At 71.8% G+C, this 16,479-nt stretch carries 13 protein-coding genes; 6 read left to right on the forward strand and 7 right to left on the reverse strand.

Going from position 1 to position 16,479, the window contains the following annotated elements; all coding sequences use genetic code 11:
* Window positions 1-71: 71 nt before the first annotated feature.
* From ACFXAE_RS31485 to ACFXAE_RS31500, 4 genes are all read right to left on the reverse strand, one after another.
* Window positions 72-359 carry an acyl carrier protein gene (locus tag ACFXAE_RS31485; RefSeq protein WP_384721476.1) on the reverse strand — a complete coding sequence of 96 codons (288 nt, stop codon included), beginning with the start codon at window positions 357-359 and terminating at the stop codon, window positions 72-74.
* A 103-nt stretch (window positions 360-462) separates the two neighbouring features.
* On the reverse strand, window positions 463-2,193 hold the full coding sequence (locus tag ACFXAE_RS31490; protein WP_384721479.1) for an acyl-CoA dehydrogenase: 1,731 nt from the start codon (window positions 2,191-2,193) through the stop codon (window positions 463-465).
* On the reverse strand, window positions 2,190-3,896 hold the full coding sequence (locus ACFXAE_RS31495) for an acyl-CoA dehydrogenase family protein (protein ID WP_384721482.1): 1,707 nt from the start codon (window positions 3,894-3,896) through the stop codon (window positions 2,190-2,192). The genes ACFXAE_RS31490 and ACFXAE_RS31495 overlap by 4 nt, the downstream gene beginning before the upstream one ends.
* A 106-nt stretch (window positions 3,897-4,002) precedes the next feature.
* A complete protein-coding gene (locus ACFXAE_RS31500) occupies window positions 4,003-5,760 on the reverse strand; it encodes a fatty acyl-AMP ligase (RefSeq protein WP_384721485.1) in 1,758 nt (585 codons plus the stop codon).
* Window positions 5,761-6,081: 321 nt separating this feature from the next.
* Between ACFXAE_RS31500 and ACFXAE_RS31505 the strand changes: the two genes are divergently transcribed.
* The 5 genes from ACFXAE_RS31505 to ACFXAE_RS31525 all read left to right on the forward strand — a co-directional run bounded on the left by ACFXAE_RS31505 (window position 6,082) and on the right by ACFXAE_RS31525 (window position 11,006).
* Window positions 6,082-6,594 carry a cobalamin B12-binding domain-containing protein gene (locus ACFXAE_RS31505; RefSeq protein WP_384721506.1) on the forward strand — a complete coding sequence of 171 codons (513 nt, stop codon included), beginning with the start codon at window positions 6,082-6,084 and terminating at the stop codon, window positions 6,592-6,594.
* Window positions 6,591-7,853: a methylaspartate mutase gene (locus ACFXAE_RS31510; protein ID WP_384721488.1), complete on the forward strand. Its 1,263-nt coding sequence runs from the start codon at window positions 6,591-6,593 to the stop codon at window positions 7,851-7,853. The genes ACFXAE_RS31505 and ACFXAE_RS31510 overlap by 4 nt, the downstream gene beginning before the upstream one ends.
* A gap of 114 nt (window positions 7,854-7,967) precedes the next feature.
* Window positions 7,968-9,173 (forward strand): alpha/beta hydrolase family protein, encoded by a 1,206-nt coding sequence (locus tag ACFXAE_RS31515; RefSeq protein ID WP_384721491.1) that lies wholly within the window; start codon window positions 7,968-7,970, stop codon window positions 9,171-9,173.
* A 25-nt stretch (window positions 9,174-9,198) separates the two neighbouring features.
* Window positions 9,199-10,149 (forward strand): ATP-binding cassette domain-containing protein, encoded by a 951-nt coding sequence (locus ACFXAE_RS31520; RefSeq protein WP_384721494.1) that lies wholly within the window; start codon window positions 9,199-9,201, stop codon window positions 10,147-10,149.
* A gap of 20 nt (window positions 10,150-10,169) precedes the next feature.
* Window positions 10,170-11,006, forward strand: coding sequence for an ABC transporter permease (locus ACFXAE_RS31525; RefSeq protein ID WP_384721497.1), 837 nt, complete (start codon window positions 10,170-10,172; stop codon window positions 11,004-11,006).
* 70 nt (window positions 11,007-11,076) lie between these two features.
* On the opposite strand, the gene ACFXAE_RS31530 is transcribed toward ACFXAE_RS31525, so the two are convergent.
* Together ACFXAE_RS31530 and ACFXAE_RS31535 are read right to left on the reverse strand one after the other, a co-directional pair.
* Window positions 11,077-12,021, reverse strand: coding sequence for a TauD/TfdA family dioxygenase (locus tag ACFXAE_RS31530; protein ID WP_384721500.1), 945 nt, complete (start codon window positions 12,019-12,021; stop codon window positions 11,077-11,079).
* A 5-nt stretch (window positions 12,022-12,026) separates the two neighbouring features.
* Window positions 12,027-12,833 (reverse strand): alpha/beta fold hydrolase, encoded by an 807-nt coding sequence (locus ACFXAE_RS31535; RefSeq protein WP_384721503.1) that lies wholly within the window; start codon window positions 12,831-12,833, stop codon window positions 12,027-12,029.
* Between the two features lie 343 nt (window positions 12,834-13,176).
* On the opposite strand from ACFXAE_RS31535, the gene ACFXAE_RS31540 reads away from it, so the two are divergent.
* Window positions 13,177-14,295: an LLM class flavin-dependent oxidoreductase gene (locus ACFXAE_RS31540; protein WP_384721509.1), complete on the forward strand. Its 1,119-nt coding sequence runs from the start codon at window positions 13,177-13,179 to the stop codon at window positions 14,293-14,295.
* 336 nt (window positions 14,296-14,631) lie between these two features.
* On the opposite strand, the gene ACFXAE_RS31545 is transcribed toward ACFXAE_RS31540, so the two are convergent.
* Window positions 14,632-16,455, reverse strand: coding sequence for an SWIM zinc finger family protein (locus tag ACFXAE_RS31545; protein WP_384721512.1), 1,824 nt, complete (start codon window positions 16,453-16,455; stop codon window positions 14,632-14,634).
* Between the last annotated feature and the right edge of the window lie 24 nt (window positions 16,456-16,479).

Below are 16,479 nucleotides of genomic sequence, written 5' to 3' on the forward strand. Positions count from 1 at the left end.
GCTTCCCATCCCCCAGGGCGCTGCGGTGTACGTGGAACTGCGGTACGCGAATGTGTGGTGCGGCGGGCCCCTCAGGCGGCTTCGCCGCGGGCGCGCTCCTCGCCGATGGCGGTGAGGAGCGCGTCGACGGTGGGGTTGTCCCACATCATCGTCGGGTCGACGGTGAACCCGAGGTGGTCCTCGATCTCGGCGGCGACGGACAGGGCGTACACCGAGTCCAGGCCGTAGTCGCTGAGCGGTACGTCGGGCCGGATGTCGGCGGCCCGCATCCTCAGGTGTTCGGCGAGGCGCTCCACCAGCCAGCCGCGCAGGTCGTCGTTGTCGGCGGCGGTGGTGCTCGGGGCGGTGCTCTCGGACATGGGGGTCTCCCGTCGGGTTGTCGGTCGGCGGTCGGCGCGGGCCGCCGTGGCGGGCTCGCGGCCGTGCGTGGGCCTGGGCTCGAGGACGGTGGGCCGGGTGTGCTCAGCCGGCGAGCGGCCGGGGCAGCAGACCGAGGCCCCGCGAGCGGGCGCAGCGGTCCAGCAGTTCGTCCCACAGAGGCTGTTGAAGAGGGTCGGGAAGGGAGGGCGAGGGCGCGCCGAGCGGGGTGCGCAGCCGGTGCAGGGCCGCGGCGGCCCAGGCCGGGTCGGCCAGGAAGGTGTCGTCGGTGCCCCGGGCGTGCCGCCAGGTCTCGAAGCAGGCCGCGGCGACGAGGACCTTCACGTAACGGGTGGTCAGGTCGTAGGTGGCCGAGCTCGCCCCGACCGACAGCTCGGCCGGCGAGAGCGCGGTGCACTCCTCTGCCAGGGTGACGAGCTCGCGGGCGAAGTACTCGCCGTGCATGCGCAGCGCGGTGTGTGCCGGCCCGGTACCGTCCGGCATGGTGGCGAGCCCGGCGGCCAGTGAGGTACTCAGGCTCTCGCGCCCGGCGGCGCTGATGGCGAGCCGGCGGAAGTCGAAGGGCGGGAGGCCGGCGCCGGGCCGGAACAGCTCGGCCGGTGCGGTGGCCTCGCCCAGCCAGGACCGCCTGGCGAGCAGCGGGAGCTGCGGCAGCAGCGACACCTGGCAGGCGGCGCGCGCCGCGTGCCCGAAACCGGCGGGCTGGATGTCGCGCAGGAGCTTCTGGAAGGCCGCGGAGGCTCCTTCGCGGATGTAGAAGTGGGCGCCCATCACGGCCGAGAGCTGGTTCATCACGTCCATGAGCGTCTTGGACACGAAGAACTTCACGGCCTGCGCGTGGATCGGGGTCTGTTCCGGCACCAGGTGCAGGGCGCGGGTCGCCACGGTCGCGAAGCAGTCGGCGGTCAGCAGGTCCGAGAACGCGGCGGCGAGCACCGCGCGGACGTGCGCGAGGTCGGCTGCGGTACGACCGTACAGACGACGGCCCTTGACGTGGTGGACGGTGATGCGCAGGGCCGTGTCGACGAGGCCGGTGAACATCGACACCAACGTGGTGCGGGTGACCTGGAAGGAGCGCAGCGCGGTCTCCAGACCCTGTCCCGGGTTGCCGAGGACGGCGCTCTCGGGCAGCAGGCAGTCGCGGAACTCGATGCCGCCCAGCTGCACCCCGCGCATGCCGCTGGTGCGGAAGCGGGGCAGATAGGCCATGTGTCCCGCGGGCACCCGCGACTTGTCGACGAACAGCTGGGAATGGCTGCGGCTGCCGGGGCGTTCGGAGGTGCGGGCGAAGACCACCACGGCCTCGGCGCGCTGGACGTTGGTGATGATCTCCTTGCGGCCGTTGAGGAGGAGACCGTCCGGTCCGGGCAGCGCGGTGAACTCGGTCCCGGCCATGTCGTTGCCGTGGGCCAGCTCGTGGTAGGCGACGGCCACCCGACGACCGGAGCACAGCAGTCCGGCGGCCCGGCGGCACTGCTCGTCGCTGCCCGCGGTCCACAGGTTGACGCCGGCGATGAACGAACTGGCCCCGTAGCCCAGTCCCAGGCAGGGGTCGCGCCGGTAGAGCGAGCGCATGATCTCCACGAGATGGTCCAGCCGGTCGAGTCGGCCGCCGAACGCGGTGGGCACGAACTCGGTGCCCAGGCCGTACTCGTGCAGTGCCTGTTCCCCGGCCTCGAACATCTCGCCGCGCTCGTCGGCCTCGAGGGCGGCGCGCAGGCCGAGCGGGTTGTCGTCGGCGAAGGGGTCGCCGAGCGCGGCCTCCAGGGTGCGCAGCCGTGCGGGCCCGGCGGTGGTGGCGGACGCGGTGGTCACTGGACGCCCTCCTGCGCATAGGGGGCCGGCAGGGACGGAGGCGCGCCGTCGGTGGTCGCGAGCAGCCGGTCGGCCAGCTGGTCGAAGGCGGCGGCCCGCGTCTCGTCGGTGGCGATGCCGAGCCGGTTGAGGACGAGGGTGAGGCCGGCCCGGAGCCACAGCCCGTCGTACGGTGTGCGGGCGCTGTCCAGCCACAGGTGCACCAGGGTGGCGGCCGCGAAGCACAGCTCGTACTGGGCGGCCAGGTCGAAGGCGGACTGCGGGACGTCGCGGCCCGTGCGTTCTTGGTACTCCATCCCGCCGTGCACCGCTTCGGCGAGGCCGGTGAGCTCGTCCGCCATGCGTGCCGCTTCGGACGGCAACTGTCCCTCACGGACGCCGGCTCGCAGCCGGTCCAGTGCCTCGGGCATGAGCTGTACGAGGCTGCAGCCCCGGGTCGACAGCAGCCGCAGCCGGTCCGGCTCGAAGGGCGGTGGTGGGCTGCCCGGCATCGTCGCGGTGACGGCGTCCCGGTCGGCCGTGCCGCGGCGCCAGGAGCGTGCGAGGGCCGGGAAGTGGTCGATGAGCAGGCTGCGGTTGACGGCGGTGCTGCCGTCGAAGACGGCAACGATGCGGTGGTCGCGGTCGAGTTTGGCGAAGGCGCCGTCGAGATAGGTGCCGTCGCTCAGGAAGCCGCGGACGCCCAGCAGTTCGCCGAGCCGGTCGAGGGTCTCCTGGGCGAGCGTGGGCACGAGTGCCTTGGTCACGGAGGCGACGACGCCCATCTCAGGGGTCAGGGTGTGGATGGCGCGGGCGGCGACGGTGGTGACCGCTTCGGTGACGATCAGTCCGGCGCAGGCCTCGCCCAGGATGCGGCGCACGCGCGGGAGGTCGCCGAGCCGACGGCCGTAGAGGCGGCGGCCGAGCGCGTACTCGGCGGCGATCCGCAGTCCGTGGTCGAGTGCGCCGAGCGAGAGGGCGGTGCACACGGTGCGGGTCAGCTGAAGGGTTTTCAGCACCGTTTCGACTCCGGTGCCTTCCGGGCCGACGAGTGCCTCGTCGGGCACCAGGGCGCCGTCGAAGGCGATGCCGCTGATGTCGGCGCCCCGGATACCGTGGGTGCGCACCTTGGGCAGCAACCGGTGGCTGCCCGGGGCCAGCCTGTCCTTGTCGACCAGGAAGAGGCTGAAGCCCCGTGGGCCGCCCCGTTCACCGGTGCGTGCGAGGACGCACAGGAAACGGCCCCGCGTGGCGTTGTTGATGAGCCACTTCTCTCCGTCGAGCCGCCACCCTCCCTCGGTACGCCGGGCGGTGAGCTCTCCGGCGAGCAGGTCGCTGCCGTGGTGGCGCTCGGTCAGTGCCCAGGAGGCGACGCCGCCGGCGCACACCTCGGCGGCGAGTACGGCCGCCTGCCGCTCACTGCCCGCGACCTGGACGGGGGCGGTGCCGAGGAACGTCTTGCCGTGGGCGACCGCGACGGTCAGATCCCGGCGGGCCACGGTGCGCAGGAGCTGGACCAGTTCGACGTGGTCACCGAGGAGACCGCCGTGGCGGGCGTCGACGTAGTGCGCGGCGAGGTTGAAGTCGTCGAGCACGCGGCAGGCTTCGGCGGGGAAGGCCTCCGCGCGGTCCAGCGCCGCCAACGTACCGGGGCTGAGGGCGCCGTCGCCGGATTCGGACCGGCGCAGGAACTGGTCGAGTCTGAGCACAGAAGTGTGCGGCACTGTGGATCCCCCGTTGTGTGGCTCCTCGGGCCGGGTGCGGCTCCGCGGAACTGTTCGTGGTCCGGCACCCGGTCGGTGTGTGCGGGTCGGCCGGTGTGCTGCGTGGTTACGCGGTGACTCGTTCCAGGCGCGGGTCGAGCCGGGCGATGAGCGCGGAGATCTCTCCGGCGCAGAAGAGCTCCCGCATCTGCAGACGCTGGATCTTGCCGCTCGTGGTGCGCTGTACGGCGCCACGGCGGACCAGGGCGAGTCCCGACAGATGAGCGCCGAACTCGGTGAAGACGGTGCGCCGGATCGAGCTGGCCAGCCTCTCCAGCTCGTCCTCGGTATGACGGCCGCGCAGTTCGTGGACGAGGACGAGGAGTTCCTCCTGACGGCCCTCGTCGTCCTGGACGGGCACGGTGAAGGCCGCGCCGAACATGCCGTGCAGTTCGGGGTGGTGTTGGCGGGCCTCGTACTCGATGTCCTGCGGGTAGAGGTTGCGGCCGCGCAGGATGAGCATCTCCTTGAGCCGGCCGGTGATGAACAGCTCGCCGTCGAGCACGGCGCCCAGATCCCCGGTGCGCAGGTAACCGCTCTCGGTGCCGGGGCCGGCGTCCGAGACCGTGCCGTTGAAGGTCCGCTCGGTGGCCTCGGCGTTGTCCCAGTAGCCCTGGCCGACGCTCGGGCCGCGCAGCCAGATCTCGCCGATCTCCCCTTCGGACAACGCACGCCGGCTGTCGGGCTCGACGATGCGTACGTCGTAGTCGTGCGGGAAACCGCAGGAGACGACGTCCCTGCCGGGACCGGCCGCGGAGACGGGCACGAGGGCCCCGCCCGCCAGACGCTGCTCGTCGACGCGGAGCACCACGGGCTCGCGATGGCCGGAGCCGCTGACGAAGACGGTGGCCTCGGCCATGCCGTAGCAGGGATTGAGGGCTTCGGTGCGCAGGCCCGCGGCGGCGAAGCGCTTGGCGAAGGCGGTGAGAGTGGCGGCCTGGACCGGCTCCGATCCGTTGTTGGCGAACTTCCAGCGGGACAGGTCGAGCCCGGCGAGCTGCTCGTCGGTGACCTGACGACTGCACAGTTCGTAGGCGAAATTGGGGCCGGCGGACCAGGCGATGTCGAACTCGTCGATCAGGCGCAGCCACCAGTGCGGCCGCTTGAGGAAAGTGGTGGGGCTCATGAGCACACAGGAGCTGCCGAGGTAAAGCGGCGGCAGGAGAATGCCCATCAGGCCCATGTCGTGGTAGTGCGGGATCCAGGAACCGAAACGGGATCCGTCGTCGAGGCCGAAGGTCCGGCACAGGCTCTCGGCGTTGTGCAGCAGATTGCCGTGGGTGAGGACGACGCCCTTGGGGTCGCCCGTCGATCCCGAGGTGTATTGCAGCAGGGCGACGGAGTCGTGGTCGAGCCGCGGCAGCGGTTCCGCGGCCGGCGAGGGCTCCTCGAGGGTGTCGGTGACCACCAGCGCGTCACGGTCACGGTCGAAGGCCTCGGCCCAGTCGCCGACCTCCACGAGGGCGCGGCTCTCGGTGAGCACCGCGGTGACGTCGGCGTCGGCGGCGATGACGGAAACCCGGCGCTGGTGATGGCGGTATCGGCCAGGAAGTGGTGAGGGCACGGCCACGACACCGGCGTAGAGGCAGCCGACGAAGGCCACGGCGAATTCGATGCCTTCGGGGTACAGCAGCAGGGCACGGTCCCCGGGTGCGCACCGCTTCAGCAGTGCCGCGGCCACCGAGCGGGCTCTTCGGTCGAGTTCCGCATAGGTTAAGGATATTCGACCGTCATCGGCATCGAAATCGGATAGGAATGTGACCGCTGTACTCGAGCCACGATCTGCGACATTTCTACGGATCGCCTCCGTGAAATTGACATGCATCTACAAGCTCCTCCCCCGAGGCGCACCATCATTCCAGCGCGGCTACTATTGACCGTTCTCGCGAATCCAATCGGCGTGACGTCCACTGGCGATCGACCGATGACCAAAGTCAACTTTGCTGACCTTAGGGATCATTGGATGGCACAGTCAACCCCCCAGAGCAACCTTCGCAAGGGCCGGGCCACCTCCTGAGTCAGTATCAAACGCCTGCTCAGGAGCAGGTCAACCCACTTTGGTCAGTTCATGCCCAACTAAGGTCACGCACCTCCCGACCGCCTGGTGACGTGGCTCGAATCCATCGGTCCTGTCAAGCGATTAAAGATGTCCCAGGTCAGTCGACTTGCGCTTGACACCCCAACAGAGGCATGTCTACTGTCCGGTCGATCACCAACTGCCATTCACTGGAGAGGGTGTTTGACCGTGGGGGGAACGGTACTCTTATCTGGCACTTCGTCAGATGCGCACACCTGGAATTTAATTTATATACACCTCTTCCTCGAAGAGCGTGGATACACGGTCAACAATCTCGGCTCCTGCGTTCCGGATGCCCTTCTCGTGCCTATGTGTCGTGAATTGAGGCCTGATCTCGTCGTCCTCGGCAGCGTCAACGGACACGGGTTCACCGACGGCCTTCAGGCCATCCGGGCGATCAGACAGCAGCATGATCTGCGCCACCTCCCGGTGGTGATCGGCGGCAGGCTGGGGACCGACGGGCTGCGCAACGCGGGCGCCACGCGCCGGCTTCTGGACGCCGGCTTCGACGCCGTGTTCGACAACGGGGACCTCGGCGCGTTCGACCTCTTCCTGAACCGGCGCCGTACGGCCGCGGCATGACGGCCCCGGCGGACCGCGACTTCGGCTCCTTCGTGGCAACGGCCCGCTCCCGCGGCCGGCTGGTCGTGCAGCCCCGGATGGGATTCGGCAGCCGGGCGCGGATGCGCGTCGGGCTTGAGCGCACCAGGCAGGCCGAAGGGGTGACCGCGGGCACCATCACCCTGGACAGCTACACCCGGGTCGGTGACTTCGCCGCCGCCCGGGCCGCGGTGGCGCAGAACCTGCCGCTCAACGGCTATCCGCTGCTGGCGCACGGGGCGGAGGCGACCAGGGCCCTCCTCGACGGTGTCCAGGACGAGACGTTCCCGGTCCAGGTCCGGCACGGATCCGCACGCCCGCAGGCACTGTTCGCCGAACTGATCGCGGCGGGCCTGCACGCGACCGAGGGCGGCCCCGTCTCGTACTGCCTGCCCTACAGCCGTACGCCGCTGCGCGAGTCGGTGCGGCACTGGGCGGAGAGCTGTGAGCTGCTGGCCTCGGCGGGCGGACCGGACACGGTGCCGCACCTGGAGTCGTTCGGCGGCTGCATGCTCGGCCAGCTCTGCCCGCCCGGCCTGCTGGTGGCGCTGAGCGTGCTGGAAGGACTCTTCTTCGCCCAACACGGGCTGCGCTGCGTCTCCCTCAGCTACGCCCAGCAGACCAGCGTCGAGCAGGACGCGGAGGCGCTGGCGGCGCTGCACCGGCTGGCCTCCGAGGAGCTGCCGCACGACGTGCGGTGGCACAGCGTCCTGTACGCGTACATGGGTCTCTACCCCGACACGGCACGGGGGGCGCAGCGGCTGCTGCAGTCCGCGGCCCGGCTCGCCGTGCGGGCCGGAGCGGCCCGGCTGATCGTGAAGACCGCCGCCGAAGCACATCGCATCCCGACGATCGCCGAGAACGTGGCCGCACTCGAGCTGGCCGCGCGCACCGCGGAGCACAGCCGCCCGGACGGACCCCGGCCACCGCCGGCCGAGTCCGAAGGCACGGTCTACGCGGAGGCACGCGCGCTGGTGCACGCCGTACGCGAGCTGCATCCGGACCTGGGCACGGCCTTGGTCCGCGCCTTCGACCGGGGTCTGCTGGACGTGCCGTTCTGTCTGCACCCGGACAACCAGGGACGGACCCGGAGCCGCATCGACGACAGGGGCCAGCTGTGCTGGTCCGCCACCGGCGGCCTGCCCCTGCCCCACACGGCCGGGCTGCCGGACGCGCCCGCGATGACGGCGGCCGGGCTGCTGGACTCCCTGACGTTCGTCCGGCGGGCGTACGACTCATGACCGATCTTCCGCTGTTCGAATCACTTTCGGCACACCGCACACATGCCGAGCGGAAGGGGCGGGTCGTGCCCTTCCGCAGAGGTGGCACGGGCGCGCTGCGGGGATCTTGGACACATGAACCTGCGTCGTCCCCTCCCCCGGTCCGTCGCCCTGTCGGCGACGGCCGTCGCGCTGCTGCTGGCCGGCCTCTGCCTGTGGCCCTCGCCGTCCACCGCCTCCCGTACCGTCCGTACCGACCCGGCGGCCCCGGTGGTGCCCCGGCTGCCGACGCCCACCGGGCCGTACGCCATCGGCCGGGCGGATCTCAGGCTGGTCGACCGGCAGCGGACCGATCCCTTCACACACCGCGGCCCGCGCGAACTCATGGTCAGCGTCTGGTACCCGGCGAGCGACACGACCGGGCGGCCGCGGGCCCGCTGGATGTCTCCCGGAGTCGCCCGGGACTTCTCGGCGTCCGCCGCCCGCATCCTCGGTCTGCCCGCGGGGCGGGTCGACTGGTCCGCGGTGACGACGCACGCGGTCCTCGGCGCACCGCCGGCCGAGCCCGCCCGGCACCGGCCGACGATCCTGTACTCGCCCGGTCTGGGCACCTCCCGCTCCTGGGGCACGCTGCTGGTCGAGGAACTCGCCGGCCGGGGTTACGTCGTCGTGACGATGGACCACACCTACGAGTCCCTCGGAGTGGACTTCGGGCACGGCCGGATCGCCCGGGCCGTGCCGGCGGGCACCGGCACCGACGAAGGGCTGGCCCGGCGCATGCGGGTGCGCGCCGCGGACACCTCCTTCGTCCTGGACGCGCTCGCCCGGCCCGGCACGCGGCGGGCGCTGCCCGCAGGTCTCGGCCCACAGCTGGATCTGGACCGGATCGGGATGTTCGGCCATTCGGCGGGCGGCATCACCGCGGCCGAGACCATGGCGCGGGACCCGCGGATCGACGCGGGGCTGGATCTCGACGGGTTCCATGTGACGCCCGCCCGGCGCTCCTGGCCGGAGCTGGACCGCCTGGTGCGCGCGGGGCTCGACCGCCCGTTCCTGATGGTGGGGTCCGCCGCGACGCCCGCCGAGGCACTGCCTGCCCGGCTGCACGGCAGCTCGCCGGCATCGGTGTCGGTCCGTCGGCTGGAGGGCACGGCGCACTACTCCTTCAGCGACTTCCAGGCGCTACTGCCGCAACTGCGCGGCCGGGCGGGGCTGTCCGGGCCGCGCACCGCCCGGCTGATCGGCACCGCCGCCCCGAAGACCGTGGTCGACCGCGAACGCGCGATCGTCACCGACTTCTTCGATCTCCACCTGCTCCGCCCGGATCGCGCGGGCGGCTGAACCGGCCGGACCGACGGGGGAACACATGTCCGCATCGATGATCAGCACGACGGACCTCACCAAGTCCTACGACGGGGTGCACGCCCTGCGCGGGGTCAGCCTGGAGGTGGCGGAGGGCACGGTGCTGGGGCTGCTCGGGCACAACGGTGCCGGGAAGACCACGCTCGTGAACATCCTGGCCACGCTGCTGCCGCCGAGCGGCGGCAACGCGAAGGTGGCCGGTCACGACGTGGTCCGCGACAGCCGGAGCGTCCGCGGATGCATCGGACTCACCGGCCAGTTCGCCTCGGTGGACGAGAAGCTGTCCGGGTACGACAACCTGGTGCTGATCGCCCGGCTGCTCGGTGCCAGTCCCCGGCAGGCCGGCGAGCGGGCCGAGGAGCTGCTGGAGGCGTTCGACCTCTCCGCGGCCGGGCGCCGGCTGTGCCGTACCTACTCCGGCGGGATGCGCAGACGACTGGATCTCGCCGCGAGCCTCGTCGGCCGGCCTCAGGTGATCTTCCTCGACGAGCCGTCCACCGGACTGGACCCGGCCAGCCGGATCTCGCTGTGGGAAACCGTCGAGGCGATGGTCGCGGACGGCACCACCGTGCTGCTGACCACGCAGTACCTGGAGGAGGCGGAGCGCCTCGCCGACACCGTGGCCGTCCTCTCGCAGGGCAGCGTCGTGGCGGCCGGCACGCCGAGCGAGTTGAAGTCCCGGGTGGGTGAGCGGCGGGCGCAGTTGTCGACCACCCGGCGCGATGACGCCGTCAAGGTCGCCGAGGCGCTGCGCGGGGCCGGGTTCGCCGCCGTGCAGACTCCGGAGGAGGGTGCGGTGAGCGTGCCGGTCGCCGGCTTCGACGACTTCGCGCAGGTCGTCCGAGCCGTCGAGAGGGCCGCGGTGCCCGTCACGGGTCTCACCCTGTCGGAGCCGTCGCTGGACGACGTCTATCTCTCGCTCGCCGCCAAGTCCACGGCGGCCGACGGCCGTTGACCTTCCGAGGAGCTACCACCATGACCGTCACGGTTCCCACCGGCCGCACCCGCTCCGCGGCACCCGTCCGCTGGCAGCCCGCGAGCGCACGCGCCCAGTTCACCGTGCTGACCGGGCGCAGCCTGCGCGGGCTGGTCACCGACCGCAGGCTCGTCGTCCTCACCTTGGTCCAGCCGCTGATCCTGCTGGTCATTTTCAGCCAGGTGTTCGGCAGCATGGCCTCCCGGGAACACTTCCCGGCGGGCATGAACTACATCGACTACCTGATGCCGGCCATTCTGGTCACCAGCGGGATCACCTCGGCCGTCGGCTCAGGCGCCGAGTTGATCCGGGACATGGACAACGGGGTGCTGACCCGGTTCCGTTCGCTGCCGGTCGGGCTGCACTGGATCCTGGTCGCCCGCGCCGTCGCGGACGTGCTGCGCACCACCGCCCAGACCGTGCTGCTGCTGGTGTGCGCCACGCTGTTCTTCGGTTTCGACCCGACCGGCGGTGTGCTGGGCATCACCGCGGCGCTGGCCCTGTCACTCCTCGTCATCACCGCGCTGACCTGGGTCTTCATCGCCCTGGGCACCTGGGTGCGCAGCGCGCGGATCATGCAGAGCGTCAGCGGTCTGGCCCTGTTCCCCCTCATGTTCGCCTCCAGCGCGTACGTCCCGCTGGACGCGCTGCCCGACTGGCTGCGCGTGGTGGCCGTGGTCAACCCCGTCTCGTACGCGGTGGACGCCACCCGGGCGCTGGCTCTGGACCAGCCGCTGGGCGGCGACGTGCTGGGGGCGGTGTCCACCAGCCTGCTGGTGATGGCCGTGGCCATGGCCGCGGCGGTAGCCGGGTTCCGCAGGCCGCTCACCCGCTGACCGGCCTCAAGGACGCGGAGGGGGCGGGACGCCCGGCCGGCGTCCCGCCCCTCGCGTGCCGCGGGTCGTGTCAGTCGGTCATGGCGACCAGGACCCGGCGCGAACCGGTGAAGGAACGCCGGCCGTGCCCCACGGCGACGTTGTCGATCACCATCAGGTCACCCTGGTGCCAGTCGACGTCGACGGCGTTCTCCAGGCCCCGGTCCCGCACCTGCAGGACGTACTCCGCGGGGATGGGGGTGCCGTCGGCGAAGGTCACCGACTGCGGCAGCTCTTCCTCCGGCAGGATCTGCGCGAGTTCGGCGGCCGTGTCGTCGCCGAGGGACGCCGGGTGCCATTGGTCGGACTGGTTGAACCAGACCTCCGCCCCGGTCTCCGCACGGGTGATCGTGGAATGCCGCACCTGGGTGATGCGCAGCGTGCCGTCGGGCAGCCACTTCCAGTCGGCCTCCGCGCCGCGCAGAAACGTCTCCACATCCGCCCGGTCGGTGGTTTCGAAGGTGTCCTGCCAGCTTTTGCCCAGCCCCAGGCCGTCGTGCAGGTTCTGCGTGTAGCGCACTCCGCCGGCGAACGCCTCGCGCACCTCGGGGTCGAGGGAGGCGAGCCACAGTTCCCCGTCGACGATCGGCGTGGCGCCGCCGGTGGCGGGTGCCGTGGCGCAGAAGAAGACGAGCCGCGAGGGCCACCGGTGGCCGTAGCTCAACTCGTTGTGCATCGATATCGTCAGTTCCTGGGGGTACTCCGTCGAGGTGTACACGTTGGAACCGACCTTGGTGCGGGGCGAGTTGCCGTGCACGTAGGCGAGCCGGTTCGGCAGCAGGAGGTCCAGGACGGGGTCCAGGGTGTCCTCGGTGAGGTGGAAGCCGCGGAAGACGACGGCCTTCTCACGGGTGAGCAGGCCCGCGAAGTCCTCGTGACCGCGCAGTAGTTCGGCCAGTCTCTGGGGAGTCCCCCGCCCCTCGTCGGCGGTGATCTCGAAGGGCTTCCAGGCTCGCAGTCCGGCCAGGTCGGTCATGCGGGTCATCCTTCCTGCCTGAGGAACTCGATGATGATCTTGTTCACGGCGTCCGGATCCTCCAGATAGCCGTAGTGCCCACAGTCCGGCACGAGGTCGTACGTCGCTCCGGGGATGGCGTCCGCGACCTCCCGGCCCAGATGGGCGGGGGTGATCAGGTCGTCCGCGAAGGAGATCACATGGCACGGCCGGCCGATGCCCGCATAGGCCGCGAGCCGGTCGTCCATGGCCGAGAACTCCATGTGGACACGGTCCCCCCGGCCGGCCGGTGCCGACATCTCGAACAGATCGAGCCAGTCCGAGATCCGGCCGGAGTCGGCCAGGGTCCGAGGCGAGAGGTTCTGCAGGGCGCGCACCACCGCGGTGTACCGGGGAGGCGGCCGCACCCCCGAGTCGTGCAGCGCGATCTCCGCCCCGGCCAGGGCGCGCCGCATCGTGTCGGACCGGCCGCGGGTCGCCATCAGTACGGCTCGGCGCACCAACTCGGGTCGTACGAGAGCCAGTTCCTGCACGATCTGGGCGCCCATGGAGGTACCGACGAACAGGCAGGGACCGATCCCGAGGTGTTCGACCAGGGCGGCCGTGTCCGCCACCATGTCCTCGACGGTGAAGCCCTCGGCGCATTCCTCCGTGGGCGGGACCCCCCGGTTGTCGAAGGTGATGACCCGGTATCCCGCGGCGGCGAGCGCGGGCACCTGGTGCAGGTCCCAGACCCTCCCCCGGCTACCGCTTCCCATCACCATGACGACCGGCTGCCCGGTGCCCTCGGAGTCGTAGTGCATCCGTATGCCGTTCACGGCCGCCCACGCCATCTGCCCCTCCCCTTCATGTCCCTGTACCGGCGGAAGCGACGGAGGGGGTCACAGCTCGTGAACTCCCGGACAGGCGGACACCATCAGTCGGCCCCCTTGAGCTCTCCCCCGCGGCTGCAATATTCCGGACAGCACCCTAAGTAGATCTTCAAGCCACCGTCAAGACATTTCACCCGGCACGGAAATGCCCACAGCCAACCGCCTGTTTTCCTGTCAAGCACCTTTCGCCACCGGCCAGTCCAACTAAAGTCGCGCACAGGGCAAATCGCCCAGGATTCCGAAGAAGTACCGACTGGCGAGCGGGGCCGGCGTCGAATATAGAATTCGCGCTCTCCGCCGAACGATCCGACACGAGTGTCCCGCCCCTACTTCCACCTCCCCGCGGCGGCGCCCGACTCCCGCCCGGAACGACAACACCGAAGGAGCAGCCGTGCGTCTTGGCGTCGCTGTCGCGTACTGGCCCTGGTTCAGGCTCAAGGAGCAGATCGACATCGCCCGGCTCGCCGACGAGCTCGGGTTCGATTCCGTTTGGGTGGCCGAAACCTGGGGCCAGGAAGCGGTCTCCGTGCTGGGCCACCTGACGGCCGTCACCGAACGGATCCGGCTCGGCGCCGCCGTCCTGCAGATACCGGCCCGGCAGCCCACCGCGGTGGCGGCGGCCGCCGCCACCTTGAACGATCTGTCCGCCGGCCGGTTCATGCTCGGCCTGGGCCTGTCCGGCCCCCAGGTCTCCGAGGGGTGGTACGGCGTCCCGTTCACCCGGCCCCTGGCCCGCACCCGGGAGTACCTGGAGGTCGTCCGGGCGGCGCTGAGCGGGAAGCCGGTCGACCACCAGGGGGAACAGTGGGCCATCCCCGCCTACGGCCAGGGTCTGGGACAAGGCCTGCCCTTCAAGCTGCTGGCACCGCCGGCCGACCGCCGGGTGCCGCTCTACCTGGGCGTCTCCGGAGCCAGGACCGTCGAGCAGGCCGGTGCCCTGGCAGACGGCTGGTTACCGTTCCTGTTCAGTCCCGACCACGCCCAGGAGCTGACCGCGCCGCTCCTGCGCGGCATCGAGAAGGCCGGCCGGGACCGCTCGGACGTGGACGTCGCCCCGATCGTGCCGATGGCGCTCGCCGACGACGTGGCCACCGCACGCGACCAGATCCGCCCGTTCATCACCTTCTACCTCGGCGGGATGGGGTCCCAGGAGAAGAACTTCTACGTCGACCTCGCCGACCGCTACGGCCACGGCGCGTCGGCACGCGCCTGCCAGGAGCGGTTCCTCGCCGGAGACCGGCGTGGCGCCGCCGCCGAACTGTCCGACGACCTGATCGACCTCGTCTCGCTGCCCGCCACGGACGGCACCCTCCCGGAGGGACTCGCCCGCTACGAGGAGGCCGGCGCCGACACCGTCATCGCCATGCCGTTCGGCAACCGCGCCCGCCTGCTGCGAGCTCTCGCAGCGCACCGCAGGGCCTGACCGAACTCCCGCCGTTCACCGTCAACCGACTTTCGTCATGGGCTTCCCCGCAACTTTCGTCGTGGGATTCCCCAGCCGGATCCGCGCAAGCGAAGAAATCTCATCGGTTCGACGGACGAACGGAACCGGAAAGCGCCCGCCGGAGGACCGGCATTTGTTCCTCCGCTGTTTTCAGAGCGCCCTTCGAATTGGCTGGGGGTGACGGTGGTGTTCGGTACCGCGTCCGCTCGGCACGGTCACGGAACAGTTGCCACGCCACCGCGCGTCGCCGTCTTCAGCCGGGACTCCACCTTCACCGTCCGCCCGGGTGCGGTCGGCCGAACGTCCCGCCGGCCCTCACAGGTCGCCCGGTGTGTCCAGACCGGTCAGGGCGCCCACCGGGTCCGGGTCGGGGGTGCCGCGGGGCCACCAGTCGTCGTGGCCCGGCTCGGACTCGTAGGCGTACCACAGGTGGTCGCGGCCGAGGCGGAGCTGGACGTGGCCCCGGGGGTGGGTGAGGCGGTTGCGCCAGGGGCGGAAGGCGGGGAGGTCGGCGGCGAGGAGGAGCGGGCGGGCGCGGTCGAAGCGGCCGGCCGGCGGGTCCCAGGGCTCCTCGAGGACGGCGAGGCCCGCCCTGCCGCCCTGCCGCCAGGCGGCGACCGCGCGCGCCAGCTCGGCGGGGGTGCGGCCGGCGGCTTTGGCGAGGGAGGAGTACAGCGCGCGCGTCGCCGCGGTCAGGCCGGAGCCGGGACGGGCGGCGGCGAGCCGCACCGCGTCCTGCCAGAGGGTGAGCCGGCCCACCGGGTCGCGGCCGGTGGTGAGCAGGGCGTGCGCGCGGGCGGCGGCGTCGGTGGCCAGCTGGTCCAGCGCGAACGGGTCCGGTCCGCCCGGGGACGCGGGATACGCGGGCGGCTGCTCGGGGTGCGGCGGTGGGGGCGACGGGGCCGGGAGCGGAGGGAGGGCGCGGTCGCGTCGGGCGAGGACATCGGCCGCCCGTACGCCGGGCAGGGGTTCCGGTTCCTTCCCCTGGGCGGCGCGGGCCGCGCGGGTGGCGCTGAGCCGGGACAGCGCGTCGATCACCTCGCGCTCGCCGCGTCCGCGCAGCAGGAGCAGCACGAACGGGTCGGCGTCGAGCAGCCGGGCCGTCTGGTAGCAGAGGGCGGCGGCGTGCTTGCAGGGGTGACCGGAATCGGGGCAGCTGCACCGCGGGGCGAGGTCGCCGGGGCCGGGCAGCAGCGGGACCCCGCAGTCGGCGAGGGACTGGGGCATCTCCTTGTCCAGCAGCGCCGCGATGTGGCCGGGACGGTCGGCGGCGGCGTCCAGGAACCGCTCCCAGTCGGTGTCCGTGAACGTCCGCAGCCGCACCTGCACGCGGTACGGCCGCGGGCGGCTGCCCCGCACGTACGCGAGCACGAGTCCCGGCGTGACGGTGATGGCGTCGACATGCCCCTGCTCGGCGTACCCGCGCCCGCGGGCGAGCCGGGCTGCGTCCAGCGCCCCCTCCTCCAGCGCGGTGACCCATGCGTCGCCCCACCAGGTCTCGGCGAAGCCCTCATTGTCCGAGGCTCGGGGCGGGAACTCCGGGAAGGTGCGGCGCAGGTCGCCGTCGCGGGCGGGGGCGGCCATGGAGCGGGGGGTGGCGGGTGCGGGCGGCGCGGTGTCCCGCGGGGTACCGGGCGGGTCGGCGCTTGCGGAGGCTCCGTCCCGGGCACCCGATGCCGAAAGACCGCCGTATGAGGGCGAGTTGTCGGGCGTCGCGGGGGCGCCGCCCGGGCCGGGGGCGCCGCCCGGGCCGGGGGTGGCGTCCGGGCCGGGGGTGGCGTCGGTGTCCGGATCCGGTTCGGTCACCGGTTCAGGCATGCGGAAGGCGTCCGTGAGCGACTCCCGTACCTCACGGGCCCGGGCGTCGGCGGTCCGGTCGCCGCGGGTCGTGCGCGGGACGCGGGGTGACGGGGCACGTCGTTCACGGAGTTCGGTGCCCGCCGCACGGTCGCCGGGTGCCGGACGCGCCCTCGGCGCCCCCTCGCGCGCGGAGCGCAGCGCCTCCCGGGCGATGTCCCCGGGGCGTGGGGTTCCGCGGTGGCCGGCACCACCGTCGGCAGCGGCCTCCGTGTCCCGCGGCGACGGGCCGGCAGGGGGCGGGCCCCCGGCCCGGGGGCCGTACTCACAGGGTGCCAACACCCCCCCCGCGGGCGGCCCGGGAGG

Origin of the sequence: Streptomyces sp. NPDC059454 (genome assembly GCF_042749965.1) — a bacterium.
Classification (GTDB): Bacteria; Actinomycetota; Actinomycetes; order Streptomycetales; family Streptomycetaceae; genus Streptomyces.